Here is a 15,047-nt window from a genome sequence, read left to right on the forward strand (position 1 = left end):
GCATTGCCCAAGCTCGATCTCGATACAATCCCGCAGACCAACGCGACCGGCTATCCGCCCGAATTCGCCGGGCCGGTGCAGGGGCGCTGGTATCGCCGGCTCGCCCCGGCGAGCGGGATCACCGACTTCGGCTTCAGCCATGTGACGCTCGAGCCGGGGGCCTGGTCCGCCCAGCGGCACTGGCATGCCGGCGAGGACGAGTTCGTGGTGATGCTGGCGGGCGAGGCGGTGCTGGTCGACGATAGCGGCGAGACGCCGATGCGGCCGGGCGACATCGCCGCCTTTCCCAAGGGCGACGGCAACGGACACGTCCTCCAGAACCGCGGCGATACGCCCTGCGTCTACATCGCGGTGGGCAGGCCCGCCGCGAGCGACTGCCATTATCCCGACATCGACATGCATCTGCCGGCCGGGCAGGGGTTCCGCCGGAAGGACGGCAGCGGGTTCTAGGCCGGATCCATCTCGAACTGCTGGATCACCCAATCCTCTTCCTGGGCCGCGGCGATCCAGTCCTGCATGAAGGGATGCTGGAGCACGGCGTTCATATAGGCGGGCGCAAAGCGTGCCACGGGCAGCGAATAGGTGACGAGCCGCGTCACCACCGGCGCGAACATGATGTCCACCGCGCCGAACGCGCCGAACAGGAACTGCCCCTCGCCGCCATAGCGGGCACGGGCCTGGGCCCAGAGCTCCATGATCCGGCCGATATCCTCCAGCACATCGGCATCGGGCGCCTTGGGCGGATAGACCTTGCGCACGTTCATGCTGTGCTTGCGGCGCAGGGCGGCGAAGCTGGAATGCATCTCGGCCGCCATCGAGCGGGCCATGGCGCGCGCCGCCGGATCCTGGGGCCAGAAGCCGGTATTGCCGGTCTTGTCGTTGAGATATTCGATGATCGCCAGGCTGTCCCACACCACGGCATCGCCGTCCCACAGGATCGGGACCTTGCCCGAGGAAGGCGCGAACTCGTCGCCTTCGCGCCGCTTCTCCCATGCCTCGTCGTACAGCGGCACGACCACTTCCTCGAAGGGAAGGCCCGATTGCCTGCAGGCGAGCCAGCCGCGCAGCGACCAGGAGGAATAGGCCTTGTTGCCGATATAGAGCTTCATGAATCCCGGGATAGCGGCGGGGCAGGGGGGCTGGCAACCGCCACGAAATGTTGAATCCCTTGACCCTCCCTGCGGGTGCGCATGGGGGCGAGAGGGAGGTGGAGTAGAACATATAGGGAACATATGCGGCGGTGCCATATGTAGGAAAGCGCTAAAATATCACGTTTATACAATGGCTTGACTGAGGGTTGACGCGTGGTTGCCAATATGGAACGACACGCCAAGCTGGCCGAAAAGGGGAGGGCATGCTGAGATCGGGTTGGATCGCGCTCGCGGTGATGGTCGCGGAGAAGGTCGGCCGGATCCTGCCCATGACGGTCACCGAGTGCCTGCCCGACGGTTTCGACCTCATGGCGCCCGCCGATCTCCATGCCCCGATCGGGATGCACCTCCGGTAAGCCGAGGCTGGACCATGCATATGCATCATGTATACGCATGATGCATATGCATGATGATTCGCTCCCCTCCGTCTGCGCCTGCACGATGCTGCGCAAGGCCGCGCGCATTACCGGCCGCCTCTATGATTCGGCGCTGGCCGGGCACGGGATGACCACGGCGCAATTCGCGATCCTGCGGCATGTCGCGCGGGGCGAGCCGCTGGCGCTGAGCCGGCTGGCGGAACAGCTCGAGATGGACCGCAGCTCGCTCTACCGCGCGCTTGCGCCGATCGAGAAGCGTGGCTGGGTGAGCGTGACCGCCGGGGCCGGGCGCAGCAAGCGCGCATCGCTGAGCGCGGCGGGCAGGGAGGCGCTCCACGCCGCCGAGCCCGACTGGGCGGCGATGCAGCGGCGCGTGGAGGCAGAGGCCGGCCCGGCGCTGTGGCAGGAGCTCAAGGCCGGGATCGAAGGTTTCACCCAAAGCCTCGAGCGTGCGGGAGGCCGGGCATGATCGCGCTGCTTTCCCGCCTGCCGGTGGGCGCGCGCGGCTATGCCGGCATCGTCGCGGCGATCACTTTCGTTGCGCTGCTGGTCTCGGCCGGGCTGCGTTCCGCGCCGGGCGTGATGATGCTGCCGCTCGAGCAGCATTTCGGCTGGGACCGCGCGACCATCTCCGCCGCCGCGGCGATCGGCATCTTCCTCTATGGGCTGGTCGGCCCATTCGCCGCCGCGCTGATGCTGACGGTGGGGATCCGGCGGACGATGCTGGCCGGGCTGGTGCTGATGTCCGCGGCGACCTTTGCGAGCCTGTGGATGTCCGAGCCCTGGCAATATGTGCTGAGCTGGGGCGTGTTCTCGGGCGTGGGCAGCGGCGCGGTCGCCTCGGTGCTGGGCGCGGCAGTGGTCAATCGCTGGTTCGCGACGCGCCAGGGCCTGGTGATGGGCATGCTGACCGCGAGCACGGCGACCGGCGCGCTCGTCTTCCTGCCGATGCTCGCCTGGCTGGCCGAGGGCGGGGCGTGGCGGCCGGTGGCGCTGGCCGTGTCGATCGCCAGCGCCGCGGTGATCCCGCTGGTGCTGCTGTTCGTGCCCGAGCATCCGCAGCAGCTGGGCGTGCGCCGTTTCGGCGAGACCGAGGCGAGCACGCCGCCGCCGCCACTCAAGCAGGCGGCGACGCCGGCACTGGCCTTCACCGCGCTGTTCCGCGCTTCGAAGAGCATGACCTTCTGGCTGCTGTTCGGGACCTTCTTCGTCTGCGGCCTCACCACCAACGGGCTGGTCGGCACCCATCTGATCGCCTTTTGCGGCGATCACGGCATCGCGCCGGTGCAGGCGGCGGGGTTGCTCAGCCTGATGGGGCTGTTCGACCTGATCGGCACCACGGCATCGGGCTGGCTGACCGATCGCTACGATCCCCGCAAGCTGCTGTTCGTCTATTACGGGTTGCGCGGGCTTTCGCTGCTGGCGCTGCCGTTCCTCGACTTCAGCGCCTCCAGCCTGCTCCTGTTCGCGATCTTCTACGGGCTCGACTGGATCGCGACCGTGCCGCCCACGGTGAAGCTCGCCAATGTCCATTTCGGCGAACGCGATGCGCCGATCGTGTTCGGCTGGGTGATGGTGGGGCATCAGATCGGCGCGGCGACCGCGGCGTTCGGCGCGGGTGCGGTGCGCGCCTGGACGGGGACCTATACGCCGGCCTTCCTGGTGGCGGGTGCCTTCGGGCTGGTCGCGGCGGTGGCGATCCTCGCGGCGCGGGCGGAAAAGGAGCGGCTGCCGGCGCTGGCCTAGGTTGAGGATTCATATTCTTCCTTCGTCACCCCGGCCTTGCGCCGGGGTCCCGCTTCTTCCTGCGCTGGCGAGATAGCGGGACCCCGGCGCAAGGCCGGGGTGACGGTGAAAGATCAGATACTTGTCTGGGTTCTCAACCTAGGCCGCCCGCAGCGTCTCGAGGAAGCTGCGCATTTCGCCGAGCAGGCGGCGGGCCTGGTTGACCAGCTCGTCGGTGGCGGCATCCATCTCGGCGGTGGTGCGGGCCGCCTCGTCGGTGGCATTCTCGGCCCCCGCCGCGCCGGCCTGGAGATCGGCGGTGAGTGCCGCGGCGGTGCCGGCATAGGCCTGGATCGAGCGGATTACCTCGCCCTGGTGCCGCATCGCCTGGCCCACCGCGCCGCCGACCTCGCCGATCCGGTCGAAGCCGTCGCGCATCTCGCCGACGATGGTGGTGGTGGCATGGACCGCGCCGGTCATCCGGGTGAGCTGGGCGCGGATGTCGCCGGTGGCATGGGCCGTCTGGGCGGCGAGGCTCTTCACTTCCTGCGCGACGATCGCGAAGCCGCGGCCGGCCTCGCCGGCACGGGCGGCCTCGATGCTGGCGTTGAGCGCGAGCAGGTTGGTCCGTGCCGCGATCCCGGCGATCATGTCGGCGATGCTGCCGACGCTGGCGCTGTGCTCCACCAGCGTGGCGAAGCGGGCATCGGCCGAGCGGGACAGGCCGTAGAGATGCGCGGTGGTCTCGCTCTGGGCATCGAGGCTGGCTTCGACGGCGGTGAGCGAGCGCCCGAGATTGGCCGATTCCTCGAGCAGGGTGGCGGCGCCGGTGTCCGCGCGCACGGCGCGATCGGCGACGCCGCGGATCTCGTCGCGCGTGGCGGCGGCGGTGCCGACCAGGCTGCCGGCGGAGGCGCGGGTCTGCTCGGCGGCGGCCGCGAGCTCGCTGATCGCGGCGACGAACTGGCGCTCGAACCGGTCGGCGATGCGGGCGATCTCGGCGCGGCGATCCCGTTCGGCATCGAGCTGGGCGCGGTGGCGCGCTTCGGCGGCATGGGCCACCTGTTGCAGCTCGTCGCGCTGGGCGGCGGCGCGCAGCAGGTCGCGCTCGCCGGCGGCGCGGGCCAGCGCCTCGCCCTGGGCGAACTGCTCGCCGACCAGGGCGGCCTGGCCCATCACGGTGCGGGCGAGCAGGGCGACGAAGACGGCGAGGAACACGAACACGCCGGCCGGGATGTTGGCGAAGACGGCGTAGAGCGCGCAGATCGCCACGGCGATGCCGAGCCATGCCAGGCTGGCGGGCGGCAGCGGGGCGTAGCGCAGCGCGCCGATCGCGACGACGCCGGCAAGGGCGGTGGTGGTGACGATCAGCTCCTGGTCGGTCGCGCCCAGGCCGATCGTCAGGAGGAACAGGAACCAGCCGAGCGAGGAAGCGGCGGCCTCGATCACCATGGCGCGCAGGGTTCCGGCGGGATTGTCCACTCGCCAGTCGCGCCGCTTGCCGTCGCGCCAGCGAACGAGGACCGCGGTGCCGATCGCCAGGTGCAGCGCCAGCGCGGCGATGTGCCAGGTCCAGAAGCTGCCGGCGTGGATCATCAGGGCCAGCGCGATGCTGACGAAGACGCTGGCGGCATAGGAGAGCGGATAGCCGCGCTGGATGGCGATGGCGTGCGCGCGCATCAGCGGCGGCGGGAGGGCCGCCCATCTGTCCCAGATCGCCCGCCTGAGGGCGTGTCCGCTCACCTCTCCCATCCGGCCAGCGACTAGCCGAACATGGTTACCATGGTGTTTACAGGCGCAGATGGATGCCCCGGCGGTGGAGCGGGATCAGCAGCGCCAGCACGAGCAGCAGCGCCGCCAGCGCGAAGAGGAAGGAGGCGAGAAGGAGATTGCCGGGGAGGAGCGCGGCGAGGCCCTTCCACGCCCAGGCCTGGAAGCCTGAGCGCATCGCGGCGAGCGAGAGCAGCAGCGAGAGGAGATAGCCGAGGATCGCGTTCATCCCCAGCACGTCGAGCGGCCATAGCGCCTTGCGGACCGTCTCGCTGCGCGCGGCGAGGATGCAGCCGACGAACAGCATCGCCGACAGGCCCGAGGTGAGCAGCGCGAAGCTGCTGGTCCACAGCTTCTTGTTGAGCGGAAGCCAGGGCGCGAGCAGGAGGCCGAGCGCGGCGAGCGCGATGCCGGCGAGCAGGAGGCGCGGCACCGCGCGCGCGGGCGCCGCCTGCCAGAGCAGCGCGGCGAGCGCGCCGAGCAGGACGTTGACCAGCGCGGGGAGGGTGGAGAGCAGGCCCTCGGGATCATAGACGATATTGCCCGCCGCATCGGTGCCGAGCCGGTACATGTGATGCGTGGTGACCGCGATCCGGTCGACATAGCCGGCGAGGTTGCCCGCCGGGCTGAGATCCCCCGCGCCGTGCCCGGGGACGGGCACGAAGGCCAGCAGCGCCCAATAGCCGAGCAGCAGCACGATGCTGGCGATGCCCAGCGCCGGGGCGCTGAGGCGTGCGCGCCCGTCGGCGCCCGTCCGGGCGGTAAGGATCGCCAGCGCGGCGGCAAGGCCGTAGCAGAGGCCGAGGCGGGGGAGGACGCCGAACACCCGGAAGTCCGCCAGCCCGGGGCGCGCGAGCATCTGCCACGCCCAGCCGATGAGGATCAGCAGCAGCGCGCGCCGGACGACGCGGCCCCAGAGCCGGGCATCGACCCGGCGGGGGAAGGACAGGCCCAGCGCCACGCCCATCGCGCAGAGAAAGGCGGGGAAGACGAGGTCGGTAGGGGTGAAGCCGTGCCACTCGGCATGATCGAGCGGCCACCAGACATGCGCCCAGCTGCCCGGCGTGTTGACGATGATCATGAAGGCCACCGTCAGCCCGCGGAACAGGTCGAGCCCGCCGAGCCGTGCGCCTGCCTGCATCCTGCCTTCGGTCATCGCGTCCCTCCCGGCCGCACCATGGATCGGTTGCGCCGCCCGGTCAAAGCGCGGCGCTTGCGGCGGGAACGAGGTGTGTTAGTGATCTAGCACGATAATGTGAGAGGCGAGGATGGACGGAGTGAAGATCAGCCGGCGGGGCGTGCTCGCGACGGCGGCGGCGACGGCGGCGGTGGCGCCGGTCGCGGCGATGGCCACGGCGGCGCCGGCCAGGCTGAGCGTCGGCGACCGGCTGGCGCGCTTCGACCTGCTCAAGCCGGGCGTGCACAGCTATCTCCGCTCGGCCGAGAAGGACGGCGCCCATGTCGCGCGCGACATCTGGCGGCGGGAAGTGCGGTTCGAGACGGTCGACGGGGTGCAGAAGCTGCGCGTCGTGCAGCGCTGGGACGGGACGGGCGCGAAGCCTTCGCTGGTCACCCGCGATTCGCTGTTCGAGCCCGGCACGTGGCGGCCCTCCAGCCATCTGCGCATCACGACGGTGGAGGACAGGAAGACGGTGGAGGGGTTCCTGTTCGCCCCCGACCGGATCACCGGCCTGCCGGGCGTGGCGGACAATAGCCGTGCCGATTTCAGCGTCGCCTTGCCGGAGCCCATGTTCAACTTCGAGACCGACATGGAGATGCTCGGCACGCTGCCGCTGGCGCATGGCTATCAGGTGTCGATTCCCTTCTATCACCCGGCCGGCGGGCCGCCGGCGCGCTATCTGTGGACCGTGACCGGGGACGCGCAGCTGGCGGGCCCCGACGGGCGGCCGATCGACTGCTGGATCGTCGAATGCGACTATAACAGCGGCAAGGACCCGTCGCGCTTCTGGTATGCCAAGCGCACGCAGCAGTTCATCAAGCTGGAGGCGAAGGCGCCGGACGGATCGCTGTTCCGCAAGACGCTGCTGTTCTGAGATTCACCTGCGAGGGTGGGGAGGGGCGCCTCTTGCAGCCTTTCCAAGCCACCTCCAGGCAGTATCGACATTCAGCTCTGTCTCTTTCGCTCCCGGTGGCGAGGGACGGAAGTTGCCTGTCGGAGCCTCTCCCTTTCGTCATGCTGAACTTGTTTCAGCATCCAATTCTCCACCCACGATATCGCTGGTGGCACGTTGGACCCTGAAACAAGTTCAGGGTGACGAAGGCGGTTGGTTCGAAGCGCTTCGGCCTGCCAGCCACATCCTTAGTCTGAATGTCGATCCGCCCAAGCTTGGGGATTTGAGCGCGTCTGCGAGATTGCTTCCGTCATCCTCAGCGTGCGGGAATGATGGGGAAGCGCAGCCGGTCAGGCCTTCACATACACCCAGGCCGTGGTGCCGCTGGCAAGCGGCGCCTCGACGCGGACATAGTTCTCGCTCTCATACATGTCCGCCGCGGCCAGCTCTTCGGGCGTAAGGCGGAAGACCTTGCCGGGGATGGGCGGGGCATCGGCATCGGGAACCAGCGCCAGATGCACCTCGATGCCGCTGGCTGCCAGCACGTCCGGGTCGCGGATCGTGATCTCGGTCTGCCTGTAGCCGTGGAGGATGTCGTCGCTGCCCTCCAGCAACCGGCCGAACTGGCGCAGCTGCACGCTCGCCAGCTGGAGCGTGCCATAGGAGAAGAGCAGCGCGCCCTCGCGCATCCAGCGTCGCTCTATCCGATCGCTTCGAGCACCGCGGCGCGCAGCTCGGGAATGCCCATGCCCTTCTCGCTCGACGTCGCGATGATGCCGGGATGCGCGGCGGGGCGCTTGCGGGCCTCGGCCTCGGTGCGCTCGCGCACTTCGGTCAGCTCGGTCGCCTTGATCTTGTCCGCCTTGGTGAGGACGATGCGATAGCTCACCGCGGCGCCGTCGAGCATGTCGAGGATCTCGCGGTCGACTTCCTTGATCCCGTGGCGTGCATCGATCAGCACGAGCCCGCGCTTCAGCGCCTGGCGGCCGCGCAGATAGTCGTTCACCAGATAGCGCCACTTGCGGACCATGTCCTTGGGCGCCTTGGCGAAGCCATAGCCGGGCATGTCGACCAGGCGGAAGCGCAGCGGCTGGCCGACGTCGAAGAAGTTCAGTTCCTGGGTGCGGCCGGGCGTGTTCGAAGTGCGCGCCAGGGCGTTGCGGCCGGTCAGCGCGTTGAGCAGCGACGACTTGCCCACGTTCGAGCGGCCGGCGAACGCGACTTCGGGCACGTCCTGGCCGGGCAGGAACTCCAGCGTCGGCGCGGACTTCAGGAACGTGACCGGGCCGGCGAAGGTCTTTCGCGCGGCCTCGATCATATCTTCGTCGAACCCGCTCACTTCGCCGGGGCTTCCTTCTTCGCTGGCTGCTTCAGCACCGGATGGCGCGAATAGAGCCACTGCTGCTGCAGGATGGTGATCACGTTGGAGGTGATCCAGTAGAGCTGCAGGCCCACCGCGAACGGCGCCATCAGGAACATCAGCATCCACGGCATGATCGCGAACACCTGCTTCTGGATCTCGTCCATCGGCGCCGGGTTGAACTTCATCTGGAAGTACATCGACACGCCGAGCAGCACCGGCACCACGCCGATCGCCAGGAACGAAGGCGGCGTAAAGTGGAGATAGCCGAACAGGTTGAGGATCATCGCGGGATCGGGCGCCGAAAGGTCCTTGATCCACAGCACGAAGCCCTGGTGACGCATTTCGATCGTCAGCAGCAGCACCTTGTACAGCGCGAACATGATCGGGATCTGCAGCAGGATCGGAAGACAGCCCGCCAGCGGGTTCACCTTCTCTTCCTTGTAGAGCTTCATGATCTCCTGCTGCTGGCGCTGCTTGTCGTCCTTGTGGCGTTCCTGCAGCGCTTTCATCTTCGGCTGGATGACGCGCATGCGGGCCATCGATTCGAACTGCTTGTGCGCGATCGGGAAGAGCAGGCCGCGGATGGTGATCGTCAGCAGGATGATCGCCACGCCGAAATTGCCGACCAGGCGGAACAGCCAGTCGAGATAATAGAAGATCGGCTGTTCGATCACGCCGAACCAGCCCCAGTCGATCGCATAGCTGAACAGCTTGATGCCCAGCTTGTCCTGATAGGCCTCGAGCAGCTTCACTTCCTTCGCGCCGGCGAAGAAGCGGCTGGAATAGCTGGTCTGCTTGCCCGGCGCGATGGCGAGCGGCTGATCGAGCTGGTAATCGGCCTGATAGGCCTTGCTCGGATTCTGGCGCTGGCCGAGCGTGACCGGCACCCGCTGATCGGGGATCAGCGAGGTCAGCCAGTAGTGATCGGTAAAGCCTGCCCAGCCGCCGCTGGTCCTGTAGCTCTGCGCCGTGGTCTCCACGTCGCTCCAGCCCAGATAATGCGCCTTGTCGGCAGTCGCGGCGATCGGGCCGACGCGGGCAGCCCATTGGCCGGCGTCCTTCGAGCGCTCGGCGCGCGAGACCGAGGCATAGGGCGTGACCGAGACCGGCGCCTGGCCGAGATTCGCGACCGTCTGGCGGATCGTGAACATATAGTCCTGGTCGACCGCGAGATCGATGCGGAAGACCTGGCCGGTGGCGGTCCGTGCCGTCAGCGTCACCGGCGTGGTCGGCGTCAGCTTGGTGCCGCTCGCCTGCCACACGGTATTCGCATTGGGCGCCTGCACGCCCGAGCCCGACCAGCCGAACTCGGCGAAATAGGCGCCCTGCGCGCCATTGGGCGAGAGCAGGTGGATCGGCGGCGAGTTCTTCGCGGTGGTCTCGTCATATTTGACGAGGACGAGATCGTCGATCCGTGCGCCCTTGAGGTTGATCGAGCCCTTGAGCGACGGCGTTTCGATCGCGACGCGCGGCGATTCGGCCAGCACGACGGCGCGGTCGCGCAGCGCGGCGGGCGAATCGGCGCTGTTCGGGATCGCCTTGGGCTGAGTGGAGGGGGCCTGCTGCTGCTGCTGCGGGAAGAACCAGTGCATGACGGCGGGCCACGCGAACAGCAGGAGCGCCGCGATCACCGCGAACAGCAGGAAATTCTTCTGATCGTCCTTCACGTAACCGATTCCCCGGAAAAACTTATGGCACTGGGTCGTAGCCGTGCCCGCCCCATGGGTGGCAGCGGGCGATCCGCCGGATGGCGAGCCAGCTGCCTTTGACAGCCCCATAGCGGCGAAGCGCCTCGATTGCATAGGCCGAACAGCTGGGCTGGTAGCGGCAGCTGGGCGGAAGCACTGCCGACGGGCCGATCTGCCAGGCGCGGGCGAGCAGGATCAGGAGTTTGGCGATCATCGCCACCCCCTCTCCCGCGCGGCGCGCCCCCGGAGCTGGGTCCCCGTATTCGCGGGGCCGACGGCTGGGGCGTTGCTCACCGCCGCACCTTCCCCAGGGCCTTGACCAGCTCGGCCCGCAGCTCGGCGAACGGACGCTCGATGCCGCCGTTGCGGCCGATGAGCACATGATCGGCGCCGGGCAGGCCGGCTTCGGGCAGCACTTCGCGGACGAGTGCGCGGAACCGGCGCTTCATCCGGTTGCGGATCACCGCGTTGCCGACCTTCTTGGATACGGTAATGCCGACCCGCATGACCGGATCGGCATCGTTGCGCACATGGACGATCAGGACAAAGCCGGGCATGGGAGCCCGCTTGCCCGCGTTCGCCGCGAGATAGTCCTTGCGCTGCGTGAGCCGGGTAAGGCCCACCGCCGCACCGTCGGCGATTACGCCGACAGCTTGCTGCGGCCGCGGGCGCGGCGGGCACGGATCACGTTGCGGCCGCCCGGGGTCGCCATGCGGCTGCGGAAGCCGTGCCGGCGCGCACGCACCAGGTTGCTCGGCTGAAAGGTCCGCTTCATCGCTCATCCTCAAGTATCTAGAACGTAAAAGGGCCACCACAGGGGCGGCCGCGTGTCGGGTGCCCATAGTGGGATGGTCCGGCGGAGTCAACGCGTTCCGTTCCGCAAACCGGGCAGTTCGGCCTCCGCGCGTGCGATTTCCGCCTCCTTCCCGCGCTGACGGCGCCGGCGGGCGCTGCGGCGGCGGAGCGCCATGTCGGCATAATGGCCGAATCGCGGCCAGCGCCGCTTGGCGCGGCAGAATGCCCTTTGCGCCCAGGCCGAGTTCCGCAGCACCAGGACCAGCCCCGCGGCGAAGACGAAGATCCCGCCCGGGCCGGGGAGGATGCCGACCAGTGGCGAGACGGCGATCACCAGCATCCCGGTGACGAACAGGGCGGTGCGGACGATCGGGCTGCGTGCGGCTGCCATGGCGGCAAGGTGGGGATCGTGTATTGCCTGTGCAAGACACGCCGGCCGTGGTTCATCGCCGCTTAGCCTTGTTTCGTCGCCCGCCGGTCGCCCCCGGTCGCGCCCGCGTCGCCCGGCCCGGGGGTGCGCCGGCATAGGCGCGGCCATGACCCGCTTTCCCTGCCTGCTCGTCCCGATGCTGTTCCTTGCCGCCTGTGGCGGGGGTGGCGGCGATGGCGGCGTCGTCACGCCGGTGCCCACGCCCACGCCTTCGCCGAGCCCGTCTCCCTCGCCGACCCCCACGCCGAGCCCCACATCCGCGGTGACGGTGCAGGTCGGGCCCGCGACCTTCTCGCTGCCCACCCAGGCGACCCGCCATTTCGGCTGCACCGTCGCCGGGGCAACCGACACGCGCTGCACCTGGTCGGTGCGGGAAGCGAATGGCGGGGCGATGTCGGCCGACGGCATCTATGCCGCGCCGCCGGCTCCAGGCACCTATCACGTCGTGGCGACGAGCGTGGCGGATCCCGCCAGCTCCGCCACGGCGGCGGTGACGGTGACGGTTCCGGTCACCGACAAGCCCTGGGTGACCGGCTATTATCTCGGCTATTTCTGGGACTATATCTATCCGCCCGAGGCGGTGGACATGAGCACGCTCACCCATTTGCTGTTCGCGCGCGTGGCGCCGGGCAGCGGCACGCTGGGCGGCCAGCCGGGCCAGGTGGTGAAGGGCGCCGGCACCGGCCACGACCCGGGGCTCTCGCCCGACGGCGTGAACAGCGTCGAGGACTATCTCGTCAAGAAAGCGCATGCGGCGGGGAAGAAGGCCGTGCTGATGCTCGGCGGCGAGGGCGATGGCGACGGCTTCCTGCGCTCCGCGGCCAACAATGTCCGCGCCACCTTCGTTCGCAATCTGGTCAACTATCTGGTCACGCACGACTATGACGGCATCGATGTCGACTGGGAGGACAGGCTGGAGGGCAGCGCGCCCCTCGGCGTCAGCGCCGCGGAGGCGCGGCGGCGCGCGATCGCGCTGATCACGGAGCTGCGCGCCGAGGCGAACACGCGGCCGCGCTACCAGAACGGCCGGAACTTCCTGATCACCTTCCCGGGCTATCTGGTCTCGATCAACGACCTGCCGCAGGAGGGCCCGCGCGCGGGCATGGTCGAGCAGTGGCAGGCGGACATCGCCAACCTGGTCGATCAGTATAATCTGATGAGCTACGGCATCGGCAGCGCCTGGAACCAGGCCGACTGGTATTCCTGGTTCAGCAGCCCGATCTACGGCGCCCAGCCGCACACGCCGCGCGACCTCGACACCAGCATCGCGGCCTATGTGAAGACGGGCGTGCCGCGCGGCAAGATCGGCATCGGCATCGGCTTCTACGGCATCTTCTACGGCCCGAGCATCACCGGGCCGCGCCAGGACACCACGCACAACGAGATCTTCGAGGTGCAGGATCGTCCGCTGCGCTATTCGGAGCTGGCGCGGATGGGCTATTTCAGCCGCGGCACCTACACCTGGGACGAGCTCTCCAAGGTCGGCTATCGCAGCTATCCCGGCGGCTTCTCGCCGGCGGGCTCGGGGATCAATCCGGCGGGCTTTCTGAGCTATGAGGACGAACTGTCGATCGCGGCCAAGGGCATCTATGTCCGCCAGACGGGCCTGGGCGGCACGATCATCTGGGCGATCAACTATGACCATATGCCCGACGGCAGCAGCCCGTTGCTGGGCGCGGTGAAGCGCAACTTCCTGACCGCTGCGCCCTGACCGCCACGCCCTGACCGTCACGCCCCGGCCGCCATGCCCCGATCGATTGGTCCGTTCCGGGGGCATCCCGGCGCGCATCGGCCGCCGCCGCCGCTATCGTCCGGTTCCGGTTGGGGGGAACGGGCTTGGTCGCGAGCGTATCGACGGTTGCCTATCTGGGACTAGAGGCGCGCGCGGTGGAGGTGCAGTGCAACCTCGTCGCCGGGCTGCCCAAGTTCGTGGTGGTCGGCCTGCCCGACAAGGCAGTGGCGGAGAGCCGGGAGCGGGTCCGTGCCGCCATGGCCGCGATCGGGCTGGCGCTGCCGCCCAAGCACATCATCCTCAACCTCTCGCCTGCCGACCTGCCCAAGGAAGGCTCGCATTTCGACCTGGCGGTGGCGCTGGCGCTGCTGGCGGCGATGGGCGTGGTCGATGCCGAAACGCTGTCCGGCTATGTCGTCGTCGGCGAGCTGGCGCTGGACGGGCGGATCGCGCCGAGCCCCGGCGTGCTGCTCGCCGCGCTCCACGCCGCCGAGGCGGGCAAGGGGCTGGTCTGCCCCGCCGCCCAGGGGCCGGAGGCAAGCTGGGCCGGGCGCGTGGACGTGATCGCCGCACCCGACCTCATCGCGCTGCTCAATCATTTCAAGGGCAGCCAGCTGCTGCCCGCGCCCATGGCCGGCACCGTCGATCCGCCCGTGCCGGGCCCCGATCTCGCCCAGGTGAAGGGGCAGGAGACGGCGCGGCGCGCGCTCGAGATCGCGGCGGCCGGCGGGCACAATCTGCTGATGTGCGGTCCGCCGGGGGCGGGCAAGTCGCTGCTCGCTTCCTGCCTGCCCGGCATCCTGCCGCCGCTCGACGCCGGCGAGGCGCTGGAAGTTTCGATGGTCGCCTCGGTGGCGGGGACGCTGCAGGGCGGCCGGCTGACGCGGACGCGGCCCTTTCGCAGCCCGCACCATTCGGCCTCGATGGCGGCGCTCACCGGCGGCGGGATCAGGGTGAAGCCGGGCGAAGTGAGCCTGGCGCATCTCGGCGTGCTGTTCCTCGACGAGCTGCCCGAATTCCAGCGGGCGGTGCTCGATTCGCTGCGCCAGCCGATCGAGGCCGGCGTGGTGAGCGTGGCGCGGGCGAATGCGCACGTCACCTTTCCGGCGCGCGTCCAGCTGGTCGCGGCGATGAACCCGTGCCGCTGCGGGCATCTGGGCGACCCTGCGCTCGCCTGCGCGCGGGCGCCGCGCTGCGCGGCGGACTATCAGGCCAGGGTCTCGGGCCCGCTGCTCGACCGGATCGACATTTCCATTGAGGTGGCGGCGGTAAGCGCGGCCGATCTGGTGTTGTCGCCGCCGGTCGAGGGGTCGGCGGAGGTTGCCGTGAGGGTGGCGGCGGCGCGTGACGTTCAGCGCGAGCGCTATATCGGGACAAGCGTGCGAACCAATGCCGAAGCGGATGGCGAATTGTTGGAGCGCGTGGCGGTTCTGGATGAGGATGCCCGGAAGTTACTGGCGCAAGCTGCCGAGGCGATGCGCTTGTCGGCACGCGGATTTCACCGCGTGATCCGAGTGTCACGCACGATTGCCGATCTGGCGGGCGCGGATGACATCGGTCGCATCCATGTCGCTGAGGCGCTGAGCTATCGCCGACGCGCCCCGACGAACTGAGAGCTGGGGTCACGCCTCAATCAGCCAACCCCGTCATCCCCGCGCAGGCGGGGATCCAGGGTAGCGCTGGACAAGGATGCTGCCAGGTGAACCCCCTTCCGGAGCGCCCAGGCCCCGACTGCCCGCAACCCGCCCTTGGCCCTGGATCTCCGCCTGCGCGGAGATAACGAAATAAATCAAAGCCTTGATCGGGTTTTGACGCTAGGTTGAGAACCCAAACAAGTATCTGATTTTCTACCGTCATCCCGGCCTTGCGCCGGGATCCCGCTTCTTCTTCCGTCAGCAAGGCAGCGGGACCCCGGCGCAAGGCCGGGGTGACGAAGGAGGAATA

Annotated in this window: 17 protein-coding genes; 7 read left to right on the forward strand and 10 right to left on the reverse strand. The window is 68.8% G+C overall.

The window, feature by feature from the left end; genetic code table 11:
* Nucleotides 1–3: 3 nt before the first annotated feature.
* Nucleotides 4–450 (forward strand): cupin domain-containing protein, encoded by a 447-nt coding sequence (locus ACIQCS_RS02775; protein WP_280278242.1) that lies wholly within the window; start codon nt 4–6, stop codon nt 448–450.
* Here the strand turns inward: ACIQCS_RS02775 and ACIQCS_RS02780 are convergent.
* A complete protein-coding gene (locus ACIQCS_RS02780; RefSeq protein WP_280278244.1) occupies nt 447–1,109 on the reverse strand; it encodes a glutathione S-transferase family protein in 663 nt (220 codons plus the stop codon). The two genes, ACIQCS_RS02775 and ACIQCS_RS02780, sit on opposite strands and share 4 nt — an antisense overlap.
* A 245-nt stretch (nt 1,110–1,354) precedes the next feature.
* Here ACIQCS_RS02780 and ACIQCS_RS02785 point away from each other — a divergent pair, with 245 nt between their 5' ends.
* From ACIQCS_RS02785 to ACIQCS_RS02795, 3 genes are read left to right on the forward strand one after another with little or no spacing between them, the layout of a single operon-like run.
* Nucleotides 1,355–1,507 (forward strand): hypothetical protein, encoded by a 153-nt coding sequence (locus ACIQCS_RS02785; protein ID WP_345850920.1) that lies wholly within the window; start codon nt 1,355–1,357, stop codon nt 1,505–1,507.
* A 40-nt stretch (nt 1,508–1,547) separates the two neighbouring features.
* A complete protein-coding gene (locus ACIQCS_RS02790) occupies nt 1,548–1,997 on the forward strand; it encodes a MarR family winged helix-turn-helix transcriptional regulator (protein WP_401529996.1) in 450 nt (149 codons plus the stop codon).
* Complete coding sequence (locus tag ACIQCS_RS02795; RefSeq protein WP_345850923.1) at nt 1,994–3,274, forward strand: MFS transporter; 1,281 nt, start codon at nt 1,994–1,996, stop codon at nt 3,272–3,274. Before ACIQCS_RS02790 ends, ACIQCS_RS02795 begins: the two co-directional genes overlap by 4 nt.
* 138 nt (nt 3,275–3,412) lie before the next feature.
* Here ACIQCS_RS02795 and ACIQCS_RS02800 read toward each other — a convergent pair whose 3' ends face one another.
* Together ACIQCS_RS02800 and ACIQCS_RS02805 are read right to left on the reverse strand one after the other, a co-directional pair.
* On the reverse strand, nt 3,413–4,996 hold the full coding sequence (locus tag ACIQCS_RS02800; protein WP_401529999.1) for a methyl-accepting chemotaxis protein: 1,584 nt from the start codon (nt 4,994–4,996) through the stop codon (nt 3,413–3,415).
* A 46-nt stretch (nt 4,997–5,042) separates the two neighbouring features.
* Entirely contained in the window at nt 5,043–6,179 is a 1,137-nt protein-coding gene (locus ACIQCS_RS02805) for a hypothetical protein (protein WP_345850927.1), read from the reverse strand.
* Between the two features lie 121 nt (nt 6,180–6,300).
* Here ACIQCS_RS02805 and ACIQCS_RS02810 point away from each other — a divergent pair, with 121 nt between their 5' ends.
* A complete protein-coding gene (locus ACIQCS_RS02810) occupies nt 6,301–7,077 on the forward strand; it encodes a hypothetical protein (protein WP_345850928.1) in 777 nt (258 codons plus the stop codon).
* A 368-nt stretch (nt 7,078–7,445) separates the two neighbouring features.
* On the opposite strand, the gene ACIQCS_RS02815 is transcribed toward ACIQCS_RS02810, so the two are convergent.
* The 7 genes from ACIQCS_RS02815 to ACIQCS_RS02845 all read right to left on the reverse strand — a co-directional run bounded on the left by ACIQCS_RS02815 (nt 7,446) and on the right by ACIQCS_RS02845 (nt 11,332).
* The gene (locus tag ACIQCS_RS02815) at nt 7,446–7,784 is read right to left on the reverse strand and encodes a gamma-glutamylcyclotransferase family protein (RefSeq protein WP_345850930.1); all 339 of its coding nucleotides are present in this window, start codon (nt 7,782–7,784) and stop codon (nt 7,446–7,448) included.
* A gap of 11 nt (nt 7,785–7,795) precedes the next feature.
* A complete protein-coding gene (gene yihA, locus ACIQCS_RS02820) occupies nt 7,796–8,413 on the reverse strand; it encodes a ribosome biogenesis GTP-binding protein YihA/YsxC (RefSeq protein ID WP_345852075.1) in 618 nt (205 codons plus the stop codon).
* 17 nt (nt 8,414–8,430) lie between these two features.
* Nucleotides 8,431–10,125 carry a membrane protein insertase YidC gene (yidC, locus tag ACIQCS_RS02825; protein WP_345850931.1) on the reverse strand — a complete coding sequence of 565 codons (1,695 nt, stop codon included), beginning with the start codon at nt 10,123–10,125 and terminating at the stop codon, nt 8,431–8,433.
* A 22-nt stretch (nt 10,126–10,147) separates the two neighbouring features.
* The gene (gene yidD / locus ACIQCS_RS02830) at nt 10,148–10,360 is read right to left on the reverse strand and encodes a membrane protein insertion efficiency factor YidD (RefSeq protein ID WP_345850932.1); all 213 of its coding nucleotides are present in this window, start codon (nt 10,358–10,360) and stop codon (nt 10,148–10,150) included.
* A 76-nt stretch (nt 10,361–10,436) separates the two neighbouring features.
* Nucleotides 10,437–10,769 (reverse strand): ribonuclease P protein component, encoded by a 333-nt coding sequence (rnpA, locus tag ACIQCS_RS02835; RefSeq protein ID WP_345850933.1) that lies wholly within the window; start codon nt 10,767–10,769, stop codon nt 10,437–10,439.
* A 17-nt stretch (nt 10,770–10,786) separates the two neighbouring features.
* Entirely contained in the window at nt 10,787–10,921 is a 135-nt protein-coding gene (gene rpmH, locus ACIQCS_RS02840) for a 50S ribosomal protein L34 (RefSeq protein ID WP_345850935.1), read from the reverse strand.
* Between the two features lie 87 nt (nt 10,922–11,008).
* Nucleotides 11,009–11,332 (reverse strand): hypothetical protein, encoded by a 324-nt coding sequence (locus ACIQCS_RS02845; protein ID WP_345850936.1) that lies wholly within the window; start codon nt 11,330–11,332, stop codon nt 11,009–11,011.
* 145 nt (nt 11,333–11,477) lie between these two features.
* Between ACIQCS_RS02845 and ACIQCS_RS02850 the strand changes: the two genes are divergently transcribed.
* Complete coding sequence (locus tag ACIQCS_RS02850; protein WP_345850938.1) at nt 11,478–13,082, forward strand: glycosyl hydrolase family 18 protein; 1,605 nt, start codon at nt 11,478–11,480, stop codon at nt 13,080–13,082.
* Nucleotides 13,083–13,207: 125 nt separating this feature from the next.
* Nucleotides 13,208–14,716, forward strand: a complete 1,509-nt coding sequence (locus ACIQCS_RS02855; RefSeq protein ID WP_345850939.1) for a YifB family Mg chelatase-like AAA ATPase — start codon at nt 13,208–13,210, stop codon at nt 14,714–14,716.
* Nucleotides 14,717–15,047: the final 331 nt, after the last annotated feature.

The sequence above is a fragment of the Sphingomonas sp. NPDC092440 genome (assembly GCF_044754985.1).
Classification (GTDB): Bacteria; Pseudomonadota; Alphaproteobacteria; order Sphingomonadales; family Sphingomonadaceae; genus Sphingomonas.